The following is a 22,624-nucleotide window of genomic DNA, read 5'->3' on the forward strand; positions in this document are numbered from 1 at the left end:
ATGACGACACGGACGTTGAAGCAGCGGCGGGCCGAGGTGACGCGTACGGCGTTGCTGCGGGCCGCTGCGGAGATGTTCGGGCAGGTGGGGTTCGAGCGGGCGACCGTGAAGGGGATAGCCGAGCGGGCGGGGCTGACCCTGGGTGCCGTCTACTTCCACTTCCGGAACAAGGAGCACCTCGCGCGCGAGATCGTCGTGTCGCAGCCCTTGTTCATGGTCGCGCCGCATCCGTCCGAGGGCTTGCAGCACGCCGTCGACCTCACGCTGATGTGGGCCTGCCGGATGCTGTCCGACCCGCTGCTCCAGGCCGGCGCGCGGCTCGTGATGGACCAGGAGAACTTCGTCGTCCCCGAGCAGAACTCGCACCGCCAGTGGGCGGACGTCCTCGTCGAGCACCTGCGCACGGCCCGCGCCCGCCGCGAACTGCGCCCCGGCGTCGACGTGGAGGAACTGGCCCGCGTCCTCGTCAACGCCTGCACCGGCGCCCAGATCCACTCCCGCATCGAGACCGAGTACCAGGACCTGCCGGACCGGGTGGAGGCGATCTGGCGCTGCCTGCTGCCGGGGGTCGCGGCACCGGCGACGGCGGCCCTGATCGAGTACGGCGCGGGGCGCGCGGGCGAGGCGGGGTGACCCGCTGCCGTCCCCTCCGCCGGCATCCCCTCCGGGTGCCGTCGCTCCCGCTGTCGTCCCTCCCGGTGCCGGTCTCCCGGTGTCAGCCCTTCCGGACGGACACCCCCGTCGGATGCGCCCCCTCCACCAACGGCCCGCTGTCCAGCACCAGTCGCAGTATCCGCGACACGTCCTCCGTGGAGCCCCCGCACCCCTGCTCCCCGGCCTCGGGATGGTACGCGCGCTGCCGTGCGCAGGTCTCCGAGCCGGCGACCAGGTGCGCGGCGAGCGCCGTGAGGGTCGACGGGTCGGCGCCGGGCGGGAGTTCGGCGGGGCAGACCGAGGCGAGGCGGTCGCGCAGGGCCGGCTGCCAGGCGGAGTACCAGTTGGGCGGCGTCCACAGGAGCTCGCGGGTGAGGCGGGCGGCGGCCCGTACGGTGGGGTCGTGGTCGAGGAGCCCGGTGAGCGCGAGGGTGAAGGACGCGAGCCAGCTCATGGACGACGCCGGGTGCGCGGGCAGGTCCATGAGGGCGGCCCGCGTCCGGCCGACCCCCTGCTCGCCGACCGTCCTCGCCAGGTCCTCCTTGGACGCGAAGTGGAAGGTGAGCGCGCCGAGCGAGGTGTCCGCCGCCTGTGCGACCCGGGTGAGGGAGGCGCCCTCGTAGCCGTCCCGGTCGAAGACCTCGGCCGCCGCGTCCACCAGGGTCCGCCGCGTCCGAACGGCCCGCTGCTGCCTCATGCCGTTCCTCCCTGAACCTGCGCCGTCAACAGGACGAACAGCCAGTGAAACAAAATCCTCACCACTTTAGGCAGCCGTTCCGACGGCGTGTCAGGTTCGGGGAGTTGTCCCGAAAACAAAAAAGCCATTATTCTTTCGTGCGGTCGAGATCCAGAATCCGGCCGAGGCTGGTGGCGAATCGCTTGGGGGCAGCGTGGACATCAAGGTACTCGGAACGTTCTCGGTCAAAGTGGACGGCATGCCCGTCCTCCCGGCCGCCCGGCTGACCCGGCAGACGCTGGCACTCCTCGCCGCCTACCCCGGCCAACTCGTGCCCACCGCAGTCCTCGCCGAGGAAGTCGCCCCCCAAGAGCCGCCCGGCACCGGCAGGCTGGTCGTCCAGACGGCCGTGCGGGAGCTGCGCGAGCGGTTCGCTGAAGCCCTGCGCGGCGGCCGGCGCGGCGAGGACCTGCTCTCCGAACTCCCGGGCGGATACCGGCTGGAGACCGGCGCGGGCACCCTCGACACCTGGGACTTCGACCGGTACGCGGGCGCCGGGTACCGCGCGATGGAGGCGGGCGACGCGGAGAGCGCGGCCCGCAGACTGCGCCAGGCCCTCGCCCTGTGGTCCGGCGAGGCGTTCAGCGGCGTCGAGGCGGGCCCACGGCTCCAGCTCCGGATCGACGACCTGGAGCGCTCCCGCCGGCGCGCCGTCGACCAGTGGATCGAGGCCGAGCTGCGCGCGGGCCGCGACCGCCAGCTCATCACCGAACTCGTCGCCGTCATGGCCCGGTTGAGGCTGCGCGAGCCGCTCTACGAGCGCCTCCTGGAGAAGCTCCACCCGGGCAACACCTCCCAGACCGCCCTCACCGCGTACTGGCAGCTCCGCCGCGAACACCCGGCCCCGACCACCGCGGGGGCGTGACGAGGGACGTGACGGAGAACGACCGGAATATCCGGACAGATTAAAACGGCACACGAATAGGCCGGGCAGCGGTGGGCCGCCACGGAATTCGGCCGGGCCGCCGCCCGGAAAGCCGTTTTCACGCCACGGGGATTCCGTCCCTCGTCCACCCCGCCGCGCCTTCGGCCGCGCCTCACTCTACGGACGCCCCACCCCCCGGCAACAAATGCGCGGGAACAATGTCAAGTCCTCGACCTGATGGACTCCGCCGCACCTGACGTACTGCTCACAGGCCCGTTGGCCGGGCCTCCGCGACGGCCCAAGAATCCTGGCGAGCCGTCACCCGCATCCCGCGCCGCGCCCCGCGCCGCCGGTTTCCTCCGAGCGCGCCACGGCTCGCCCCGCACCGCAGGCCGTGACCCCTCAGCTCTACGGAGACCCCAGTGGACAACACCCTGCTCGACATCCGGCTGAAACCCGCGCGGCAACAGCCGGCATGGGACGACCTGGAGCAACTGGAGCGCGTACGCGACGAGCTGGTCCGGCGCCCCGCACTGGTCACGGGAGCGGACGTACGGGCCCTGCGCGCCGCTCTCGCCGAGGTCGCCGCCGGGAACGCCCTGGTCGTCCAGGCCGGCGACTGCGCCGAGGACCCCGACGAGTGCACGGTCGCCCACGTCGCCCGCAAGACCGCCGTTCTCGACCTCCTCGCGGGCGCCGTCAAGATGATCGCGCACCGTCCCGTCGTCCGCATCGGGCGCATCGCCGGACAGTTCGCCAAGCCCCGCTCCAACGACACCGAGACCGTGGACGGCGTCGAACTCCCCGTGTTCCGGGGGCACATGGTCAATGCGCCGGAGTTCGAGAAGGACGGCAGGCGGCCCGATCCGCTGCGGCTGCTCACCGGGTACATGGCCGCCGCCGAGATCATGGAGCACCTCGGGCGCCGCGCCGGCGTCGAACCGCCCGTGTGGACCAGCCACGAGGCGCTCCTCCTCGACTACGAGATCCCCATGCTGCGCCGCGACCGCGAAGGCCGGCTGCTGCTCGCCTCCACCCACATGCCGTGGATCGGCGAACGCACCCGCCAGGTCGACGGCGCGCACGTCGCCCTCCTCGCCGAGGTCGTCAACCCCGTCGGCTGCAAGGTCGGACCCACGATGAGCGTTCCCGAACTCCTCGCGCTCTGCGAGAAGCTGGACCCCGAGCGCGAACCCGGACGGCTCACGCTGATCGCCCGCATGGGCGCCGGAACCGTCGCCGACGTCCTGCCCGCGCTGGTCGCCGCCGTACGCTCCGCCGGGCACCCCGTCAGCTGGCTCAGCGACCCCATGCACGGCAACACCGTCACCACCCCCGACGGCGTCAAGACCCGGCACACCGAGACCGTCGAGCGCGAGATCACCGCCTTCCAGGAGGCCGTGCGCTCCGCCGGGGGCGTCGCCGGCGGACTCCACCTGGAGACCACCCCCGACGACGTCGTCGAGTGCGTCACCGACTCCGGCTGCGCGACCGGGCGTTACACCTCCCACTGCGACCCCCGGCTCAACCCCGGCCAAGCGGTGGCGGTCGCCTCCGCCTGGCACCCTGCGAAGTGAGGAACTCCATGGACAGCATGGCCAACAGGACCGCGCTCGTGACGGGTGCGGCGGGCGGTATCGGCACGGCGATCGTGCAGGCGCTCGCGTCCGCCGGGGCGCGCGTCGCCGCCGTCGACCGGGACGTGCGGGAACTGCTCGAAGTCACCACCAAACTCTCCACCGGCGGGCTCGACATCGCGCCCCTGCCCGCCGACATCACCGACGAGGACGCGGTACGCCGCGTCGTCGACGAGGCCGAACAGCGGCTCGGCGGCATCGACTTCCTCGTCAACGCGGCGGGGATCCTGCGGCTCGGCGCGGTCCGGGGGTTCCGTACGCAGGACTGGGCCGACACCTTCGCCGTCAACGCGACCGGGGTGTTCCACATGACCCGGGCCGTCGTCGACCGGATGATTCCCCGGCGCAGCGGGTCGATCGTCACCGTCGCGTCCAACGCCGCGCGCACGCCGCGCGGCGAGATGGCCGCGTACGCCGCGTCCAAGGCCGCCGCCGCGCAGTTCACCAAGTCGCTCGGCGTGGAGGTGGCCCGGTACGGGATCCGGTGCAACGTCGTGGCGCCGGGGTCCACCGACACACCGATGCTGAGTTCCATGTGGGCCGACGAGAGCGGGCGGCAGAAGACCATCGACGGGTCGCCGTCCGCGTTCAAGCTGGGGATTCCGCTGGGGAAGATCGCGCGGCCGGAGGACGTGGCGGCGGCGGTGTGCTTCCTGCTGTCGGACGAGGCGTCGCACATCACGCTGCACGACCTGACGGTCGACGGAGGGGCGACGTTGGGGGCGTGAAGCCCGACACGCCCTGTTCCCAGGTTATTTCGAGAGGAATTCCATGCCCGGTCTGCCGTCCATCGACCCCTACCCCATGCCCACCGCCGACTCGCTCCCGCCCCGCATCCCCTCGTGGACCGTCGACCCCGCGCGAGCCGTTCTCCTCCTCCACGACCTCCAGCGGTACTTCCTGCGGCCCCTCCCCGACGCCCTGCGCACCGAACTCATCTCCAACGCCGCCGAGTTGACCTCCTGGGCCAGGGCCGGCGGCGTACCCGTCGCCTACACCGCCCAGCCCGGCGGCATGACTCCCCAACAGCGCGGTCTGCTCAAGGACTTCTGGGGGCCCGGTATGCGCGTCGACCCCGCCGACCGGGAAGTCGTCGAGCCCGTCGCGCCCCGGGACGGGGACTGGCTGCTCACCAAGTGGCGGTACAGCGCGTTCTTCAACACCGATCTGCTCCGGCGGATGCGGGACGCCGGGCGGGATCAGCTGGTCGTGTGCGGGATCTACGCGCACGTCGGCGTGCTGGCGACCTGCGTCGAGGCGTACACGCACGACATCGAGACCTTCCTCGTCGCCGACGCCGTCGCGGACTTCGGGGAGGGCGACCACCGGATGGCTCTGGAGTACGCGGCCCGCTGCTGTGCGGTCGTCCTGCCGACGAAGGAGGTCCTGGGATGACAAGTGACGCTCTTCAGAGGGTGCTTGAGGGAACCGCGGGACCGTTCGCCGTGCTGTTCCGGCCGGAGACCGCGGGACCGAGGTCCCTGGACGTGCTGCTGGGGGAGGTCCAACTCCCGTCCACGCTGGGGGAGATACCCCTCTCCGACGACCGCGGGCCCGGCGCCGAGGTCCTCGTCCTCGTGCCCTACCGGCAGGTCGCCGAGCGGGGGTTCGAGAGCCACGACGACGGGGCGCCGCTGATCGCGATGACCGTCACCGAGCAGGAGACCCTGCCGCTCACCGAGGCCCTCGCGCGGATCCCGGACGCCGGGATCGAGCTGACGGGGGGTCATTTCGACGTCGGGGACGAGGAGTACGCCGAGATCGTGCGGCGCGTCGTCGCGGACGAGATCGGCACCGGCGAGGGCGCCAACTTCGTGATCAAGCGGTCGTTCACGGCCGACATCACCGGGTACGGCGTCCACTCCGCGCTGACGTTCTTCCGGCGGCTCGTCGAGCGGGAGACCGGCGCGTACTGGACGTTCGTCGTGCACACCGGGGAGCGGACGTTCGTCGGGGCGACGCCCGAGCGGCACGTCAGCCTGCACGACGGGACCGCCGTCATGAACCCGATCAGCGGGACGTACCGCTACCCCGAGTCCGGGCCGACCCTGCCCGGCGTCCTCGACTTCCTCGCCGACCGCAAGGAGGCCGACGAGCTGTACATGGTCGTCGACGAGGAACTCAAGATGATGGCCCGGATCTGCGCCGACGGCGGGCGGGTCGTCGGGCCGTACCTCAAGGAGATGGCGCGGCTCGCGCACACCGAGTACTTCATCGAGGGGCGCTGCGACCGGGACCCGCGCGAGATCCTGCGCGAGACGCTCTTCGCGCCGACCGTCACGGGCAGCCCGCTGGAGAGCGCGTGCCGGGTGATCGCCCGGCACGAGCCGCGCGGGCGCGGGTACTACAGCGGGGTCGCCGCGCTGATCGGGCGCGACGAGAGGGGGGTGCGCACCCTGGACTCCGCGATCCTCATCCGCACGGCCGACATCGACGCGCGCGGCCGGGTGGACATCGGCGTCGGGGCGACGCTCGTCCGGCACTCCGACCCCCTCGCCGAGGTCGCCGAGACCCGGGCCAAGGCGGCCGGGCTGGTCGCGGCGCTGGAGGCGGGCGGTCCCGCGCGGTTCACCTCGCACCCCGAGGTGCGGGCGGCGCTGGAGCGACGGAACCTGTCCGTCGCCGACTTCTGGCTGGCCGACGGTGCCGCACAGGTCGGCTCCCGGCCCCGCCTCGCCGGTCAGCGGGTCCTCGTCGTCGATGCGGAGGACACGTTCACGTCGATGATCGAGAAGCAGCTCAAGGCGCTGGAACTGGAGGTGACGGTCCGCCGGTTCGACGAGCCGTACGCCTTCGACGAGTTCGACCTCGTCGTCATGGGGCCCGGACCCGGCGACCCGCAGGACACCGGGCACGTGAAGATCGCCCACCTCGACGCGGCGGTCAGCTGCCTGCTGCGCGAGCGCAGACCGTTCCTCGCGGTGTGCCTGAGCCACCAGGTCCTCGCCCGGCGGCTGGGGCTTGACGTGGTCCGGCGCGACGTGCCCAACCAGGGGGTGCAGAAGGAGATCGACCTGTTCGGGGCGGCCGAACGCGTCGGCTTCTACAACACGTTCTCGGCACGGGCGGACCGGGACCGGCTGACGCTCCCCGACGGCACGGAGGTCGAGGTCAGCCGCGATCCCGCGACCGGCGAGGTGCACGCCCTGCGGTCGGGGCGGTTCGCGTCCATGCAGTTCCACGCGGAGTCCCTGCTGACGGTGGACGGGCCCCGGATCACGGCCGGGCTGCTCGACGCGCTGGTGGCGGGACTCCCGGCGCTCGCGTCGTGAACCACGGGGCCGAGCAGACCAGTTGCCCCGACCCCGCCGACCCCGCCGACCCCATCGACCCCGTCGTCGTCCTCGTCGGCCCCATGGGCGTGGGCAAATCCACCGTCGGCCGCCTCCTCGCCACCCGGCTCGGCGTCGGTTTCCGCGACACCGACGACGACATCGTCACCGCCGAGGGGCGCACGATCGCCGAGATCTTCGCGGCCGACGGCGAACCCGCCTTCCGTACCGCCGAGAAGCGGGCGGTCGTGCGGGCGCTGACCGGGCACGGCGGGGTCCTCGCCCTCGGCGGCGGCGCCGTCCTCGACGCCGGTACGCGCGCTCTGCTCACCGGCCGCCGGGTGCTGTACCTGACGATGGGCGCCGGCGAGGCGGCCCGGCGGCTGGACCTCGGCGCCGGGCGCCCCCTGCTCGCCGCCGACCCCCTGGACCGCTGGCGGGAGTTGATGGCCGCACGCCGCCGGCTGTACGAGGAGGTCGCCACGGCGATCGTCGCCACGGACCGGCGTACACCGGACGAGGTGGCCGAAGCGGCCCTGGACGCGCTGGAGTCGAGGCCCGCCGTCCCGACGTCCCCCACCACCCCCTTCCGAGGAGCCCCCCTTGACCAGACTCCGCTGGCTCACCGCAGGTGAGTCCCACGGCCCCGCCCTAGTCGCCACCCTCGAAGGTCTCCCGGCCGGTGTCCCCGTCACCACCGCCGAGGTCGCCGGTCAGCTCGCCCGGCGCAGACTCGGGTACGGCCGGGGCGCCCGGATGGCGTTCGAGCGGGACGAGGTCACGTTCCTCGGCGGCGTCCGGCACGGGCTCACGCTGGGTTCCCCGGTGGCCGTCATGGTCGGCAACACCGAGTGGCCCAAGTGGGAGAAGGTGATGGCCGCCGACCCCGTGGACCCCGCCGAACTCGACGGCGTACAGCGGGGCGCCCCGCTGACCCGCCCCCGTCCGGGGCACGCGGACCTCGCCGGCATGCAGAAGTACGGGTTCACGGAAGCCCGCCCGGTGCTGGAGCGCGCGTCGGCGCGGGAGACGGCGGCTCGCGTGGCGCTGGGCGCGGTCGCGCGGGCGTACCTCAAGGAGACGGCCGGCGTGCAGATCGTCAGCCACGTGGTCCGGCTGGCGGGCGCGCAGGCGCCGTCCGGCCTCCTGCCCACCCCGTCCGACGTACAGAGGCTGGACGCCGACCCTGTGCGCTGCCTCGACGCCGACGCCTCGAAGGCGATGGTCGCCGAGGTCGACCGGGCCCACAAGGACGGGGACACGCTCGGCGGGGTCGTCGAGGTGCTGGCGTACGGCGTGCCGGTCGGGCTCGGCTCGCACGTGCACTGGGACCGGCGTCTGGACGCGCGGATCGCCGCCGCGCTCATGGGAATCCAGGCGATCAAGGGCGTGGAGGTCGGCGACGGCTTCGCGCTGGCCGGGGTCCCGGGGTCACAGGCCCACGACGAGATCGTGCGCGGCCGAGGCGGCGTACGGCGGGCCAGTGGGCGCGCGGGCGGGACCGAGGGCGGGCTGTCCACCGGTGAACTCCTGCGCGTACGGGCCGCGATGAAGCCGATCGCGACCGTGCCGCGCGCGCTGCGGACCGTCGACATGGCGACCGGGGAACCCGCCGTCGCCCACCACCAGCGCTCGGACGTCTGCGCGGTGCCGGCCGCCGGGATCGTCGCCGAGGCGATGCTCGCGCTCGTCCTCGCGGACGCGGTCGGCGAGAAGTTCGGCGGTGACAGTGTCGTGGAGACCCGGCGAAACATCCGGGGATACCTGGAAACCCTTTAGCCGGGCCCCGCCCCGTTTTTCCGGAGAGCTGAATCCGATTTCCGCGGGGCTGATTTTTCTTCAAGTACCCTGTCATGCTGGCCGCTTCGGTGTTCGAACTACGGGGGATGGGTTGGGTGATGGAGCCGCCGAACTCGGACAGTCACATACTCGCCGTGCTGGAACTCCTCGCGGAGGACAGCCCGCCGAGCCGCTTCGACTCACTGCTCGTACGGGCCCGCCGTGAGGGCCTGCCCGACGCGGAACTCGGGCGCCTGAGCCGGGCCGTACAGCTCGCCCGCGCCCTGCCCGAACGGCCCGGCAGACGCCGGCAGTGGGAGGACGACCTCACCGCCCTCGTCGACACCGCCCGCGACCTGATGGACGCGCCCGACGTCGACGCGCTCCTGCGGACCGTCGCCCGGCGCGCCCGCCGGCTCCTCAGCCTCGACATCGCCTTCGTCGTCCTCACCGGCCTCGACGGCGAGATCCGCGGGCACGCCGCCGAGGGCGCCGTCACCGACCTCAGCACCAACGTCGACCTCGTCTCCGAGGGCAGCGTCGGGGCGCGCGTCCTGCGCACCAAGTCGCCCGCGTGGACCGCCGACTGCCTCCTCGACCACACCTTCGTCACGTCCAAGGGCCTCGACGACGCCACCCAGGCCGAAGGGCTGCGCGCCCTCCTCGCCGTCCCGCTGCGCGTCGGGGACTCCGCCGTCGGCGTCCTCTACGGCGCCCAGCGCGCCGTACGGCACTTCACGCCCGACGAGATCGGCGCGATGATCCAGTTCGCCGACCTCGCGGCGCTCGCCGTCGACAACGCGCGCCTCCTCCAGCACGCCCGGCACCAGTCCACCGAACTGGAGCAGGACAACTACCGGGTACGGGCCGGGCTCGTCCGGCTCCAGGAACTCACCGACGCGTACGGGCGGATCATGAGCCTGCCGCTGGTGGGGGCGAACCTCGCGACGATCGTCTCGGCGGCGGGCGCAGCGCTCGACGGGCGGGCCCAGCTCTTCGACCCGGCGGGGAGGCCGCTGGCCTGTAGCGAGGGCGACGGCGAGGGCGGGAGCGCCGACGGCTTCGGCGGTTCGCGTGCGGGTGGCTTCTCGCGTGGGGGTGCCGGAACCGCCCGGCCGGGCGGTTCCGAGAGGGGCGGCGCCGGTGACGGGCGTCCCGGCGGCGGTGTGCGCGGTGCCGTCGCCGAGGCCATCCTCGACGCCCACGCCCGCCGGACCACCGTCCGCACCCCCGACGGCGTCTGGGTCGCGCCCGTCATCGCCGGGGCCGAGAACCTCGGCTACCTCGTCCTCGACCCCGAGACCCCGCTCGTCGGCGCCGACGAGCGGCTCCTCCAGCTCGCCGCGCAGGTGTGCGCCGTCCAGCTCCTCATCCAGGGCAGCGCCGGCGTCACCGAGAGCCCCCAGCGCGACGAGCTCCTCGACGAACTCGTCTCCGCGCCGCCCCGCGCGCCCCGCCGGATCGCCCAGCGCGCCCGGCAGCTCGGCGTCGACCTCGACGAGCCGTACGTCGTCGTGGTCATGCGGCCCGAGGGCGGGGACCACGGGCGGGCCACCGTCTGGTCCCTCTCCTACGTCCACCGCATGACCGGCCTCAAGACCGAGCACGACGGCTGCATGGTCCTCCTCCTGCCCGGCACCGACGCGTCCGGCGCGGCGCGGGCGGTCGCCGGGGAGCTGTCGCCGCTGCTCGGGCGGCCCGTGTCCTGCGGGGCGGCCGGGGCGGGGCGGGGGGTCCTCGAAGTGCGGCGCGTCTTCCAGGAGGCGGTGCGCTGCCTGGACGCGGTGACGGCACTGGACGCGCCGGGTGCCACCGCCGCGCCCCAGGACCTGGGCTTCCTCGGGGTGCTGCTCTCCGACGACCGTGACGTCCGGGGGTTCGTCGACTCCACGATCGGGCCGATCCTGCGTCACGACGAGGAGCACTTCACGGAGTTCGCGGTCACCCTGGAGGCGTACTTCGCGGCGAAGTCCAGCCCGACGGGGGCGGCCGGCGCTCTGCACGTCCACCCCAACACGGTCTCCCGCCGCCTCGAACGCATCACCGCCCTCCTCGGCCCCGACTGGCAGAACCCCGGCCCCCTGCTGGAGATCCAGCTCGCCCTGCGCCTGCATCGCGTCCGGGACGTCCTGCGCCGCTGAGGGGGTGCGGGGGCGAGCGCCCCCGCACCCCGCCGTACCGAACCCTGTCGGCGGGGGTTCGGTACGGGTGTCACAGCTGGGGCGGGAGGGACAGGGCGTGGTCCGCCCGTGCCAGGGACATCGCCGTGTGGGCGGCCGACGCCAGGGTCACATGGCGGTGCCAGCCGGGGAAGGAGCGGCCCATGAAGTCGCGCAGGCCGCAGGGCTCGCCTATCTCCGCGAAGTCCGTCTCCACGCGGCGCGGCAGGCGGGTCAGGCGGACCAGGCGGCCCACCGGGGACTGGCTCAGGTTCGTCAGCCAGGCTGCGGACGGCGGCTGGTTGGGGTCGGACCACTCGCCCAGGAGGAGCATCGGGTGCCGGCGGCCCTGCGCGTCGGGGACCGTCACGCGGACCACGGAGGCCAGCGCGGAGCGCACCGTCCCCGCGCCCGCGGGGTCGGGCCAGGTCACCGGGCGGCGCAGGCCCTTCGTCGCCTCCAGGATCTGGGACGCGCACAGCAGGCCGGCGCGGAAGCCGGGGAGCGCGCGGTCGGCGACGGCCAGCCGGGTCGCCGCCGTCACCCGGGCCAGTACCGGGACCCCGGCGTCCGAGAGCCGCGTCAGCGTCGCCGCCGTCGTACCGCCCCGGACGTCGAGGACGACGGGCCTGCGCGCGACGCCGCTGCCCCGCTGGACGACCTCCAGGACCGCTTCCGCCGTGCACTGTTCGAGGCTCTCGGCGGACGCCTTCTCGGGGACCTCCGCGCGGTCGCGGCGGCGGGGGTCGCTGACCCAGGGGTCGGTGAGCAGGAGGCGCCAGTGGACGGGCGCGCTCAGCCGCTCGGAGGCGTACCAGACGCCGATCGCCTGCTGCCCGCTGAACAGCTGGCCCAGCTGGGGCGCGAACAGGCGGTCCACGCCGACGGAGTGCTCGCCGGCCTTGGGGATGTGCATCGAGCGGACGACCCACGCCTGGGCCGGCGCGAGGCGTTCCGTGTACGCCGCGAGCGCGGCCCGCATGGGGCGCCAGTCCCACGTGGAGCAGGAGATGAAGTGGTGCAGGCCCTGTTCCGCGCCGGGGTCGCCCAGGTGCGCGGCGATGTTCCGGACGGACTTGCGGCCGCTCGTGGTGAGCAGGCCCTGGAAGTACATCTCGGCCTTGCGTCGCTGGTCCCTTCTGCGGAATGGGGCGAACAGCACCCGGCTCAGATCGGCGGCCACGGCGTCTACGGCCGGGGCGGGGGGCCGGCCCGCGGACTGGTGGCGTGTGGTCACGGACCCGGCGGGTACGGACCCGGCGCAGGTGGACACAGGCACGACGGTCTCCTCAGCGGTGTGTGGGGGGACAGCTACTGTCGGTCGCTGTCCCAACCGTCTCTTCGGTCACCGCTCTGTAACCAGGTGGGCACGCAATCGACTTTGGGGCGCTCGGTGGTTGTCCCGTCCTCATGTGCGAAGCCGTGATGACAACGCCGTCAACAAATCGCCCGCACCGCGTCTGCAACGAGCGGTGTAAGTGTTCCCGGGTCACACAGGCCACCCCCGCCCGGGGTCGGCCGTTCGCGCAGCCCCCGGGTGGGGCCGGAAGCGGACGCGGGCCGACCGGGCGGGGGCCGTGGGGCTCACGGGGCGGGAGGTGGCTCACCGGGGGACGGCTCGCCGCGCAGGGCCGCCCTCACCGCGCTGACCTGCGGAAACCGTGTGAGCCCACCTTCGGGGGCGCGCTCGCTGTGGGGCGAGGACCGTCACGCCGTCCTCAGCCAAGACCCGCCGGGTTGCTGATCCGGAAACGCCAGCGGTCGTCGGCACCCCGGTGGGCCACGTCGATCGCCGTGCCCGTGAAGCGCAGGGGGCGCCCGTCGGGGGCCGTGCCCGTGTGCGTGTAGTCGATGATCAGGAGGGCCGTGTCGCCCGCGGTGTGCGTCGCGCGGAGGGTGAGGGCGATGGGGAGGTCGGTGATGGGGACGCCCTGGGTGTCGCGGTCGGGGAGGACGGTGACGGCGTCTTCCGTGAAGAGGTCCTTGAGCGCGGCCGAGTCCTTCGCGTTGAAGGCGCGCTGGAAGGTCGCCGGGAGGTCGCGTACGTCGTACGGCGGGGTGTGATCCATGGGGCCAGCTCAGGGCGGGCCCGGCGGTGGGGCAAGCGCGGGGTGTCCGGTACGTCAGATCGGCCCGCGCCCGCCGTCAGAACGCGTACCGGTCCGACGGCTCCGCCACCCACCCCGCCATCAGCACCAGCCCCGTCCCCCGGTGCACCGCGAGGAACCCGAAGGGCCGGTCGAAGCGTGCCTCGACGGTTCTGGTGGTCCAGCGGAACTCCGGGATCCCGCCCGCCGCCGCGGCCACCAGCGTCACCGCCGCCGCCTCGAACCCCTGCGCGCCGAACCGGGCGACGGCGGACTGCTCGGCCGAACTCACCGCGAGGGGACGCCCGCTGACCCCGGGGAAGTGACCGCGCGACCTGTCCCGCGCGGCCCCCAGGCCGAACAACTCGGCCCGGTCCAGCAGATCATGGCGAGCCGTCAACGCGAACGGCGCGGTGAGCAGCATGAGTTCGCCAGGCTTCTGCCGCGCACTCGGCGCCTCCCGCACCCGCACCCCGGGCCCGGCGTCACCGAGGGGAAGCCGGGAGCCGGGTACGACGGGATGCTCCCCGGCGAGCAGCCCGACGCCCGCCCGCAGCACCCGGGAGGGCGACAACTCCGGCTCACCCAGCAGCAGATGGACGTCCAGGGACTCCGTACCGCGCACCCGCACCTCGGTGACGCACCCGAACGGCGTGGAGGCCACGGCGAGTTCGTCGGGGGAGTCGGTCGTCCGGCGCAGGCCCAGGTAGGCGTGGCCGGTCCAGTGCGGGGACTCCAGGAACGTCTCCTGGAACCGCTCCACCCACCGCGTCCGCAGCGCGAGCGCACTCGCGAGGACGAACTCGGTGCCACGGTCGAGGGCGACCGGCATCGAGGGGATGCGTCCGCCCGTGCGCTCGCGGGCCCACGCGTCGAGGGCGGCCCGGTCGGCGTCGAGGTCACCGGTGAGGACCCCGCGCGCGAGACCCTCGCCCCACGACTCCCGCAGCTCCAGAGGCTGCCGCGCCCACACGCCGACCGCGCCGTCCAGCCCGGCGACGTCCGCGAGCCCGGCGAGCAACTTCCGAGCCAAGGGCGCCGCCCGCGACGCCGGCACCCCCACCGCGGCCGACAGCTCCGCGCGGGCCGCGCCGTCCGCCCCGTCCGCGAGGAACGCCAGCAGCGGCCACACCCCGGCCGCCGAGAAGGCCGTACCGTGCGAGACGTCCACGGACCCGGCCCACCGCGAGGTGAGCGCGTTCACCGCCTGTACGGCCGTCCGCATACCCGTTACCGCCCCCGTTTACCGCTCGCTTACGATGCGCCCGCACACCTGTGTGAAAACCGGACCGTCCGAACCAGGAGCACGCTACCCGTGTCGACACCCCCGCCGCACGAGCCCCAGGGGCCCCAGGACAACCCGTTCCGCGCCCCGGAGCCTGGCCGGGCACCGGTCGCCGCGCCGGCGCCGCAGGGCTGGGGACAGGGCTGGGCGCCGGGTCCGTACCGGCCGGCGCGGCAGGTCAACGGCGTGGCGATCTCCGCGCTCGTGCTGGGCGCGCTGTGCTTCCTGCCCGCCGTCGGGATCGTCCTCGGGATCATCGCGCTCGTCCAGATCAAGCGGCGCGGCGAGCGCGGCCGGGCGATGGCCGTCATCGGGATCGTCCTGTCGTCCCTCGGCCTCGCCCTGTGGCTCGTCGCGCTCACCACGGACGTCGCCCGCGACGCGGTGCGCGCCATCGAGGACGCCGCCGACACCACCACCGTCTCCGCCCTCGACACCGGCGACTGCTTCGACCTGCCGCCGGGCGACACGATCGGCGACGACGTGTACGACGTCGACGAGGCCGACTGCGAGCGCCCCCACGACGCCGAGATCTTCGGCATCGTCCCCGTGAGCGGCGACGAGTTCCCCGGGCGGGCCAAGCTGCGGGAGGTCGGCAACGACCAGTGCTACGACCTCAAACGCCGCTACACCATGGACCCCTGGGCCGTGCCGGACGACACCGACTGGTACACCCTGCTGCCCGAGCGCGACGGCTGGGAGGCCGGCGACCGCGCGATCACCTGCGTCTACGCCCACGCCGACCTCGGCGGCTCCCTGCTCGGCTCGCTGCGCCGCGACGAGACCACCCTCGACGACGACCAGATCGCCTTCCTGACAGCCATGTCGGCGATCGACGACGCCCTGTACGCCGAGCCCGAGGAGTACCCGGAGGAGGACCTGGCGGCCAACACGGCGTGGGCCGCGGAGGTCCGCGACGCGCTCGGACAGCAGCTGACGGCGCTTCAGGCGCGCTCCTGGTCCGGCGCGCAGACCTCGGTCGACCTCCTCCTGCGGGACCTGCGCGAAGCGCGCGAGTCCTGGCGCAAAGCCGCCGCCGCCGACGACGCGGACGCGTACTACGAGGCGTACGACGCCGGGTACGCGTTCGTCGACGGCACCACCACGATCGGGGCGCGCAGTGCGCTGGGGCTCGCGGTGACCGTGCCCTCGGACGGCGAGGACGGCGGCCGGCTCGACGTCTGAGGTGTGAACGCGGCTATACCGGGAGAAAGTTCCCCCGTAAAGCTCCACCCCGGGTTTTGTCATCACATCGAGTGATTCTCTGGCCTTTGCTTGCATGGAGGAACCCAGGGTTGCCAGGCTGTAGCTGTCTGTAAAGCCTGATGGGAGCGGCCTTGTGAGTATCGGTGAGCAGCCGGCGTATCTGAGGGTCGCGGGGGATCTGCGCAGGAAGATTGCCGACGGTTCGCTCCCGCCGCACACCCGGCTGCCGTCCCAGGCGCGGATCCGCGAGGAGTACGGCGTCTCCGACACCGTCGCGCTGGAGGCGCGCAAGGTGCTGATGGCCGAGGGGCTGGTCGAGGGCCGCTCCGGGTCGGGGACGTACGTCCGCGAGCGGCCCGTCCCGCGCCGGATCGCCCGCTCCGGATTCCGGCCGGCCGGGGGGGCCACGCCGTTCCGGCAGGAGCAGGCCGAGAGCGACGTCCGGGGGACCTGGGAGTCCAGCAGCGAACAGGCCGACGCCGACGCCGGGGTCGCCGCCCGGCTCGGCATCGAGGCGGGGGAGCGGGTGATGCGCACCCGCTACGTCTTCCGCGAGGGCGGGCGGACGATGATGCTCTCCACGTCCTGGGAGCCGCTGGCCCTCACGGGGCGTACGCCCGTCATGCTGCCCGAGGAGGGGCCCCTCGGGGGGATGGGGGTCGTCGAGCGGATGCGGGCCATCGACGTCATCGTCGACAACGTCGCCGAGGAGGTGGGGGCCCGGCCCGGACTCGCCGACGAACTGGCCGCGCTGGGGGGCGTGCCGGGGCACGTGGTGATCGTGGTGCAGCGGACGTACTTCGCGTCGGGGAGGGCGGTGGAGACCGCGGACGTGGTGATTCCGGCCGATCGGTACCGGGTGGCTTATCACCTGCCGGTTCGCTGAACGGCCCGGCGGCGGCCAACGGCCCGTCGGGGGCCGGGCGGGGGCTGTGCGGGGGCCGCGCGGGGCGGTGGTGGGCCGCGGGGCCGCGGTGGGCCGTGGCCGGCTGTCCCGTCAAATCCGGTCGTTTCTCGTCGGTCCCGTAGGGCGGCGGATTCCCGCGCCGGGCGGGCGGGAGCGGGCGCGAGCGGGCGCGTCCCCCGCCCCGAGAGGTCGGTCGGGGGGCGTACGCCCCCTCCTGGCTGGCTTGTTGCATGTCTGTTGGTGAAAAGGCGTGTTCGGTGCGTGAAGGTTGGGCGTAGGCTCGGGCATATGCGTATTGCGGTTTCCTCAGCGGGTGGGGCGTGTGGGAGGAGCGGGGCGCGATGACCGACGGCAGCACCATCTCCCTGCCCTGGCTCGTCATACGTCAGGACGACAACGGGAACCGGTACCGGGTGGGGCGTTACGCGACCCAGGACGAGGCGCAGAAGATCGCGGACACGCTCGACGACACCGGCCACCGGCAGCTGTACTGGGTCGAGCGGGCGGGACAGCACGGGGACCCGACCCGCAACTGACCGGCGGGGGCAGGGCGCCCCGGCCCCTTCGCCGGCTCCCGTAGGCTCCGGCGCATGACTGAGCGGATCGTGGTGGTGGGCGCGGCGCTTCTCGACGGAGGACGGCTGCTCGCCGCCCGGCGCAGCGCGCCGCCCGAGCTGGCCGGGCGGTGGGAGCTGCCCGGGGGGAAGGTGGAGCGGGGGGAGAAGGCCGAGGACGCGCTCGTGCGGGAACTCCGGGAGGAGTTGGGGGTCGACGCGGAGGTGGGGGACCGGGTTCCGGGGGAGTGGCCGCTCCGGTCGCCGTACACGCTTCGGGTCTACGTCGCCCGGCTGCGGCCCGGGTCGCCCCGGCCGGCCCCGCTGGAGGACCACGACGAGCTGCGGTGGCTGACGCGGGACGAGGTGTGGGGCGTCGAGTGGCTGGCGCAGGACGTGGCGGCGGTGCGGGAAGTGGTGGGGCGGATGGGGGCCGGGGTGGAGTGAGGCGCGGTGGGTCCGGGGCGCGCGCGGGGCCGTGGGTGGTGTGTGTGCCGGAGCGTGGGGGGCGGGCGTGCGCTGGGTGGGGTGGTGTGCGCCAAGTCGGGTGGTACCGAGTGTGTGATATCGGGTATGTGGTTATCGAATATCTGAAATCGGACATGGTGTGCATCGCTGTGCTGGGAAGTGATCGGCGTGATCGACACCGAAGGCGACTGCGCCGAGTGGACGTTCCCGGCGGATCCGGGAGCGGTGCGCGGGGCTCGTACGGTCGTTCGGATGCAGTTGCAGAGGTGGCGGCTCGAGGGGGTGAGCGATGTCGCGGTCCTGCTCGTCAGCGAGCTGGTGACCAACGCCCTGCGGCACGCGGCCGGGCCGATCGGGCTGCGGCTCGTCCGGCCCGCCGGGCTCGGTGACGTCCTCGTCGTCGAGGTCTCCGATCCGCTGCCCGACCCGCCCCGGGAGCGCGCGGCCCGGCCGGAGGACGAGAGCGGCAGGGGGCTCCAGCTGCTCGCGTCCGCGGCGAACCGGTGGGGTACGCGTCCGGACGCGACCGGCAAGACGGTCTGGTTCGAACTGGCGGTGCCCGAGACGGTGCCCGAGTGACCTGCGAAAACGCCGCCCCGGCCGGCTTTCCGGCGGCGTACGTCGGTTTTCGGCCAGGGACTCGTGTCGATCCGGGTGGTTCGAGGGTGTGCCCGCTGGTTAGAAGAGTGGAAGTGTTGGAACGGAACGGTCCAAAAAACGCCTGGACCGTGCTGTGATCGTGAACACCGTGCCGTGCGGCCCCGTAGTGCTGGATACTGCGGGCAGCCGCCCCTGGTGACCGGTACCGGGCGCGGTGAGCTGGAGGGGACGGTTCGCGTGAGCGAGATACCAGCGAAGGCCACGGGGTCGCACGACCCGTCGGACGCCGCGGGCGCCTTCGGCGACGGCGCCTCACCCGGCGGCACGGCGCCGAGGGACACCGCGCGCCCGAACGGGCCGGACCGCACCGACGCGGCTGCCCCGCACGGGGCGACCCCCGAGGGCACCCGGAACCCGGCACAGGACAGTCCCGGCGCCGCGCGAGACCGGTCCCCCGAGTCCTCCGGCATCCCTCGGGCTCAGTCGCACGACGCTTCCGACGCCTCGCGCGGCAGTGCGTCGGCCCGTTCCAGCGCCTCGGGCGGCGACGCCCCGGCCCACTCCCGCGACACTTCCACCGACGCCCCCGTCCCGCGCCGGACGGGCGCGCACGGCGAGCCCGCCGAGGGCGCCCCGCAGGGCGAGCCGCCGGGCGCCGCCCGCCCCCGTACCGCCCCCGTGGCCCCGGGCGCCACCCCCGCTCCCTCCCGTGCCGGTGCCCACGGCGAAGCCGCCGACGGCTCCCCGCGCGGAGAATCGGCCGCGCCCCGCCCCACGCCCGTACCCTCCTCCGCCTTCTCCGACGTCCCCGCCGCCGACGCGGTCTGGCAGAGCAGCCCCCCGGGGTCCATCTACGACTACATCCGGGTCGCCTCCTTCTCCATCGGGCCCGACGGGCTCGTCGACCAGTGGAGTCTGCGGGCCGAGCAGATCTTCGGGATCTCCGCGGAGCGGGCCGTCGGGCTGGATCCGATCCAGGCGTTCATCGACCCGGACCTGCGCGCGCGGGGGCAGCGGAAGATGGCGGAGATCCTGGACGGGCGGGAGTGGACCGGTGTGGTGCCGTTCAAGGCGCCGGAGAGCGGGGAGAGGGGGCTCGCCGAGGTCTATGTGATGCCGACCACGACGCCGGACGGCGACCGGGCCGCCGTGTGCATCGTCGTCGACGTGCGGACGCTGCGCAGCATCGAGACCGACCTCGCCGCCTCGCAGTCGATTTTCGGCCAATCCCCGTTCGGGTTCCTGCTGATCGACCCGGACCTGAGAGTGCGGCGGGCCAACGAACGGTTCGCGTCGCTGTTCGGCGGGACACCGGACGACCACCGCGGGCACGGCGTCGCGGACTACCTCCAGCGGTCGGAGGCCGAGCGGGTCACCGCGACCCTGAAGCGGGTGCTCCAGACCGGCGACTCGATCACGGACATGCACGTCACCGGGTTCACCCCGGGCTCGGACGAGCGCAGGCACTGGTCGATCAACCTGTACCGCGTGCACAGCGGCAGCGGACGCCCCATCGGCATCGCCTGGCTCGGCATCGACATCACGGCCCGCAGGGCGGCGGCCAGGGAAGCCGCCGCGGCCCGCCGCAACCTCGCCCTGCTGAACGAGGCCGGCGCCCGCATCGGCAACTCCCTCGACCTGGAGACCACGGCCCGCGAACTCCTCGACGTGGTCGTCCCCGGCTTCTGCGACCTCGCGACCGTCGACCTCTACCAGGGCCTGCTGGCCGGCGACGAGACCCCGCCGGGCCTCGCGGACGGCAGCGCGGAACTGCGCCGCGTCGCCTTCGCGTCGGCCGTCTCGGACGTCCCGTTCACCGCGACCGGCGGCACCCCGATCCCCGTCGGCTCGGTCCACCACTTCCCGTTCACGTCGCCCCGCGCGGACGCGCTGCGCACCGCACGCCCCCAGCACATCGCCGGCGCGGAAGGCGGCCTCGTCCAGTCCACGCTGGCCGTGCCGATGGTCGCGCACGACACCGTCGTCGGGCTCGCGCAGTTCTCCCGTACGAAGGGCAGCGAGCCGTTCGGCGACCGGGACCGCGACCTGGCCGTCGAACTGGCCGCGCGGGCCGCCGTCAGCATCGACAACGCGCGGCTGTACCGGCGCGAACGCGAACGCGCGCTGATACTGCAACGCTCCCTGCTGCCGCCGGGCGACCCGATCGCCTCCGGCCTCGACATCGCCTGCCGCTACCTGCCGGGCAACGCCTCCACCGGGCGCCCCAGCGAGGTCGGCGGCGACTGGTTCGACGTCATCGAACTGCCGGGCCACCGCACCGCGTTGGTCGTCGGGGACGTCATGGGACGGGGCCTGCGGGCCGCCGTCGCGATGGGTGAACTCCGCACAGCCGTACGGACGTTGGCGCTGCTCGACACCGAACCCGCCGAAGTCCTCAGCGCACTGGACGAGATCGCGCGCGGCCTCGGTACGCCGGGGGGCGTGCAACAGGCGACCCGCGCGGCCCGGCGCCCCCGGGAGGCGGACCTCTCCGAGGTGTACCTCGCGACGTGCGTGTACGCGGTGTACGACTCCGTCACCCGCCGGTGCACGTTCGCCAACGCGGGCCACCTGCCGCCGGTGCTGGTCGAACCCGGCGAGCCCGCGCTCATGCTGGACGTGCCGCCCGGTATGCCGCTCGGCGTGGGCGGGGAGCCGTTCGAGGAGGTCGAGGTCGAGCTGCCCGAAGGGGCGTTGCTCGCGCTGTACACCGACGGGCTGGTCGAGTCCCGTGACCATCCCCTCGACGAAGGGCTCCAGGCGTTCGTGGGGGCGCTCACCGATCCCTCCCAGCCGCTGGAGGACGTCTGCGACCACGTTCTCAACACGCTCGACTCCCACCACGGCGAGGACGACATCGCGCTGCTGATGGCCCGCGTCCAGGGGCTGCCCGCGGAGTCCGTCGGGGACTGGACATTGCCGCGTGAGCCGAAGAGCGTCGGGCGCGCCCGGGAGTACGCGCGGGCCCAGTTGGTCAGCTGGGACCTCGAACCCCTCGTCGACACCACCGAGTTGCTCGTGAGCGAGCTGGTCACCAACGCGTTGCGCTACGGCGAGGGGGAGATCCGGCTGCGGCTCCTGCTCGACCGGACGCTGGTGTGCGAGGTGTGGGACGCCGGGTTGGTCCAGCCCCGGCGACGCCGTGCGCGGGACACGGACGAGGGAGGCCGGGGGCTGCAACTCGTGGGGCTGCTGTCAGCGGCGTGGGGCTCACGCCGGACCCCCCGGGGGAAGACGGTGTGGTTCGAACTCCCGCTGCCGGACGGGGACTCGACGCCGGTCGATCCTGCGGAGGCGTTGTTGAGCCTGTTCTAGGGGCGGGTTCAGGTTGCCGTCGCCGCCCCCACCGGCCCCGATGCAAAAAACCCCTTGGGCCCGACCGACCCGCTCCGCAAGACTCCGCCGATGCACTCTCCCCGAACCCACCTCACCACCCCCGACCTCGCCCCCCTCGCTCGCGAAGCCTTCGGACCCCACCGCCGACTCCTCCGCTCCGAACGTCTTCGCGGCGGTTCCAAGAAAGGCGTCTACCGGCTCCACCTGGACGACGGCCGCACCGCCATCGCCTACATCTGGTCCCCCGACGAAAACTACTGGGACCAGACTCAACCCCCCGACCCCCGCCACCCGTTCTCCCCGGCGACCGGCCAAGACCTCCTCGTGGCGGCCCACGACCGCCTCACCGCCGCAGGCATCCGCACCCCACGCATCCTGCACGTCGGAACGGACACGGTGGTGGCCGAGGACGTGACGGGCGGGACCCTGGAGGACGCCCTCCAACGCGACCCGGGGCACCCGGCGTTGGACCGCCTCGCGGAAGCCCTGCGGGTCATGCACGCACAGGAGAACCCCCGCTACGGGAAGGTCGCCCTCGTCGACGCGGGCGGCGTCTCGAACGGGACCTCGTGCGAACAGGTCGTCTACGAAGGGGCGTTGAGGGAGCTGGCCAAGGGAGTCGCACGGGAACCCCGCCTCGCCGCCGTACGGGAACCCCTCGCCGAGCGGATCGGGAGTCTCTACCGGGCCGTGCAGCCGCGTGAGCGGCACGCGTTGATCCATGGCGAACTCGGCGCGGATCACGTCCTGTTGACCGAGGACGGCGAGCCGGTGCTGATCGACATCGAAGGGCTGATGTACTTCGACCTGGAGCAGGAGCATGTCTTCCTCAAGCTGCGCTTCGGGAACTGGTACGAGCGCCTCCCGCACCCCGAACTGGACGCGGACAGACTCCGGCTGTACCGCCTGTGCATGCATCTCAGCCTGGTCAGCGGCCCGTTGACCTTGATCGGGGGAGATTTCCCCAACCCCGGGTTCATGCGGGGCATCGCGGAGCACAATCTGGGAGAGGTGCTGCGTCTCCTGGACGACACCCGCTGAAACCGCCCGCCGCAAGCTTCACCGGAAGTTCATACCGG

20 protein-coding genes are annotated in these 22,624 nt (G+C 73.2%); 16 read left to right on the plus strand and 4 right to left on the minus strand.

All coding sequences use genetic code 11. From position 1 onward, the window contains the following. Complete coding sequence (locus PV682_RS25480; protein WP_319733726.1) at window positions 1-633, plus strand: ScbR family autoregulator-binding transcription factor; 633 nt, start codon at window positions 1-3, stop codon at window positions 631-633. A gap of 82 nt (window positions 634-715) precedes the next feature. Here the strand turns inward: PV682_RS25480 and PV682_RS25485 are convergent, their stop codons facing one another. Then, window positions 716-1,351 carry a TetR/AcrR family transcriptional regulator gene (locus PV682_RS25485; RefSeq protein WP_319733728.1) on the minus strand — a complete coding sequence of 212 codons (636 nt, stop codon included), beginning with the start codon at window positions 1,349-1,351 and terminating at the stop codon, window positions 716-718. A 238-nt stretch (window positions 1,352-1,589) separates the two neighbouring features. On the opposite strand from PV682_RS25485, the gene PV682_RS25490 reads away from it, so the two are divergent. The 8 genes from PV682_RS25490 (at window position 1,590) to PV682_RS25525 (ending at window position 11,084) form a co-directional block, all read left to right on the plus strand. Next, on the plus strand, window positions 1,590-2,255 hold the full coding sequence (locus PV682_RS25490; RefSeq protein WP_319733730.1) for an AfsR/SARP family transcriptional regulator: 666 nt from the start codon (window positions 1,590-1,592) through the stop codon (window positions 2,253-2,255). 422 nt (window positions 2,256-2,677) lie between these two features. Beyond that, on the plus strand, window positions 2,678-3,832 hold the full coding sequence (locus PV682_RS25495) for a 3-deoxy-7-phosphoheptulonate synthase (protein ID WP_319733732.1): 1,155 nt from the start codon (window positions 2,678-2,680) through the stop codon (window positions 3,830-3,832). A 17-nt stretch (window positions 3,833-3,849) separates the two neighbouring features. Beyond that, a complete protein-coding gene (locus PV682_RS25500) occupies window positions 3,850-4,620 on the plus strand; it encodes a 2,3-dihydro-2,3-dihydroxybenzoate dehydrogenase (RefSeq protein WP_319733944.1) in 771 nt (256 codons plus the stop codon). A 43-nt stretch (window positions 4,621-4,663) separates the two neighbouring features. Next, complete coding sequence (locus PV682_RS25505) at window positions 4,664-5,287, plus strand: isochorismatase family protein (protein ID WP_319733734.1); 624 nt, start codon at window positions 4,664-4,666, stop codon at window positions 5,285-5,287. Next, window positions 5,284-7,164: an anthranilate synthase family protein gene (locus PV682_RS25510; protein ID WP_319733736.1), complete on the plus strand. Its 1,881-nt coding sequence runs from the start codon at window positions 5,284-5,286 to the stop codon at window positions 7,162-7,164. Before PV682_RS25505 ends, PV682_RS25510 begins: the two co-directional genes overlap by 4 nt. An 83-nt stretch (window positions 7,165-7,247) precedes the next feature. Beyond that, window positions 7,248-7,799: a shikimate kinase gene (locus tag PV682_RS25515; RefSeq protein WP_319733946.1), complete on the plus strand. Its 552-nt coding sequence runs from the start codon at window positions 7,248-7,250 to the stop codon at window positions 7,797-7,799. Beyond that, window positions 7,768-8,943: a chorismate synthase gene (aroC, locus tag PV682_RS25520; RefSeq protein WP_319733738.1), complete on the plus strand. Its 1,176-nt coding sequence runs from the start codon at window positions 7,768-7,770 to the stop codon at window positions 8,941-8,943. Before PV682_RS25515 ends, aroC begins: the two co-directional genes overlap by 32 nt. A 74-nt stretch (window positions 8,944-9,017) precedes the next feature. Continuing rightward, window positions 9,018-11,084, plus strand: coding sequence for a helix-turn-helix domain-containing protein (locus PV682_RS25525; RefSeq protein WP_319733740.1), 2,067 nt, complete (start codon window positions 9,018-9,020; stop codon window positions 11,082-11,084). 70 nt (window positions 11,085-11,154) lie between these two features. Here PV682_RS25525 and PV682_RS25530 read toward each other — a convergent pair whose 3' ends face one another. From PV682_RS25530 to PV682_RS25540, 3 genes are all read right to left on the minus strand, one after another. After that, entirely contained in the window at window positions 11,155-12,339 is a 1,185-nt protein-coding gene (locus tag PV682_RS25530) for an IS701 family transposase (RefSeq protein ID WP_456154975.1), read from the minus strand. A 481-nt stretch (window positions 12,340-12,820) separates the two neighbouring features. Next, the gene (locus tag PV682_RS25535; protein WP_319733744.1) at window positions 12,821-13,171 is read right to left on the minus strand and encodes a YybH family protein; all 351 of its coding nucleotides are present in this window, start codon (window positions 13,169-13,171) and stop codon (window positions 12,821-12,823) included. 76 nt (window positions 13,172-13,247) lie between these two features. After that, window positions 13,248-14,414 (minus strand): serpin family protein, encoded by a 1,167-nt coding sequence (locus PV682_RS25540; RefSeq protein WP_319733746.1) that lies wholly within the window; start codon window positions 14,412-14,414, stop codon window positions 13,248-13,250. A 90-nt stretch (window positions 14,415-14,504) separates the two neighbouring features. On the opposite strand from PV682_RS25540, the gene PV682_RS25545 reads away from it, so the two are divergent. The 7 genes from PV682_RS25545 to PV682_RS25575 all read left to right on the plus strand — a co-directional run bounded on the left by PV682_RS25545 (window position 14,505) and on the right by PV682_RS25575 (window position 22,586). Continuing rightward, window positions 14,505-15,659 carry a DUF4190 domain-containing protein gene (locus PV682_RS25545; protein ID WP_319733747.1) on the plus strand — a complete coding sequence of 385 codons (1,155 nt, stop codon included), beginning with the start codon at window positions 14,505-14,507 and terminating at the stop codon, window positions 15,657-15,659. 154 nt (window positions 15,660-15,813) lie between these two features. Further along, complete coding sequence (locus tag PV682_RS25550; protein ID WP_055724746.1) at window positions 15,814-16,566, plus strand: GntR family transcriptional regulator; 753 nt, start codon at window positions 15,814-15,816, stop codon at window positions 16,564-16,566. Between the two features lie 362 nt (window positions 16,567-16,928). After that, window positions 16,929-17,123 carry an SPOR domain-containing protein gene (locus PV682_RS25555; RefSeq protein ID WP_319733748.1) on the plus strand — a complete coding sequence of 65 codons (195 nt, stop codon included), beginning with the start codon at window positions 16,929-16,931 and terminating at the stop codon, window positions 17,121-17,123. 54 nt (window positions 17,124-17,177) lie between these two features. Next, window positions 17,178-17,588 (plus strand): (deoxy)nucleoside triphosphate pyrophosphohydrolase, encoded by a 411-nt coding sequence (locus PV682_RS25560; RefSeq protein ID WP_319733749.1) that lies wholly within the window; start codon window positions 17,178-17,180, stop codon window positions 17,586-17,588. A gap of 180 nt (window positions 17,589-17,768) precedes the next feature. Beyond that, window positions 17,769-18,188, plus strand: coding sequence for an ATP-binding protein (locus tag PV682_RS25565; RefSeq protein ID WP_319733750.1), 420 nt, complete (start codon window positions 17,769-17,771; stop codon window positions 18,186-18,188). A gap of 216 nt (window positions 18,189-18,404) precedes the next feature. Further along, complete coding sequence (locus PV682_RS25570) at window positions 18,405-21,524, plus strand: SpoIIE family protein phosphatase (RefSeq protein WP_407705741.1); 3,120 nt, start codon at window positions 18,405-18,407, stop codon at window positions 21,522-21,524. Window positions 21,525-21,614: 90 nt separating this feature from the next. Next, entirely contained in the window at window positions 21,615-22,586 is a 972-nt protein-coding gene (locus tag PV682_RS25575; protein ID WP_319733751.1) for a phosphotransferase, read from the plus strand. Window positions 22,587-22,624 lie beyond the last annotated feature (38 nt).

The organism is Streptomyces niveiscabiei, from assembly GCF_033794345.1.
Taxonomy (GTDB): Bacteria; Actinomycetota; Actinomycetes; order Streptomycetales; family Streptomycetaceae; genus Streptomyces; species Streptomyces niveiscabiei.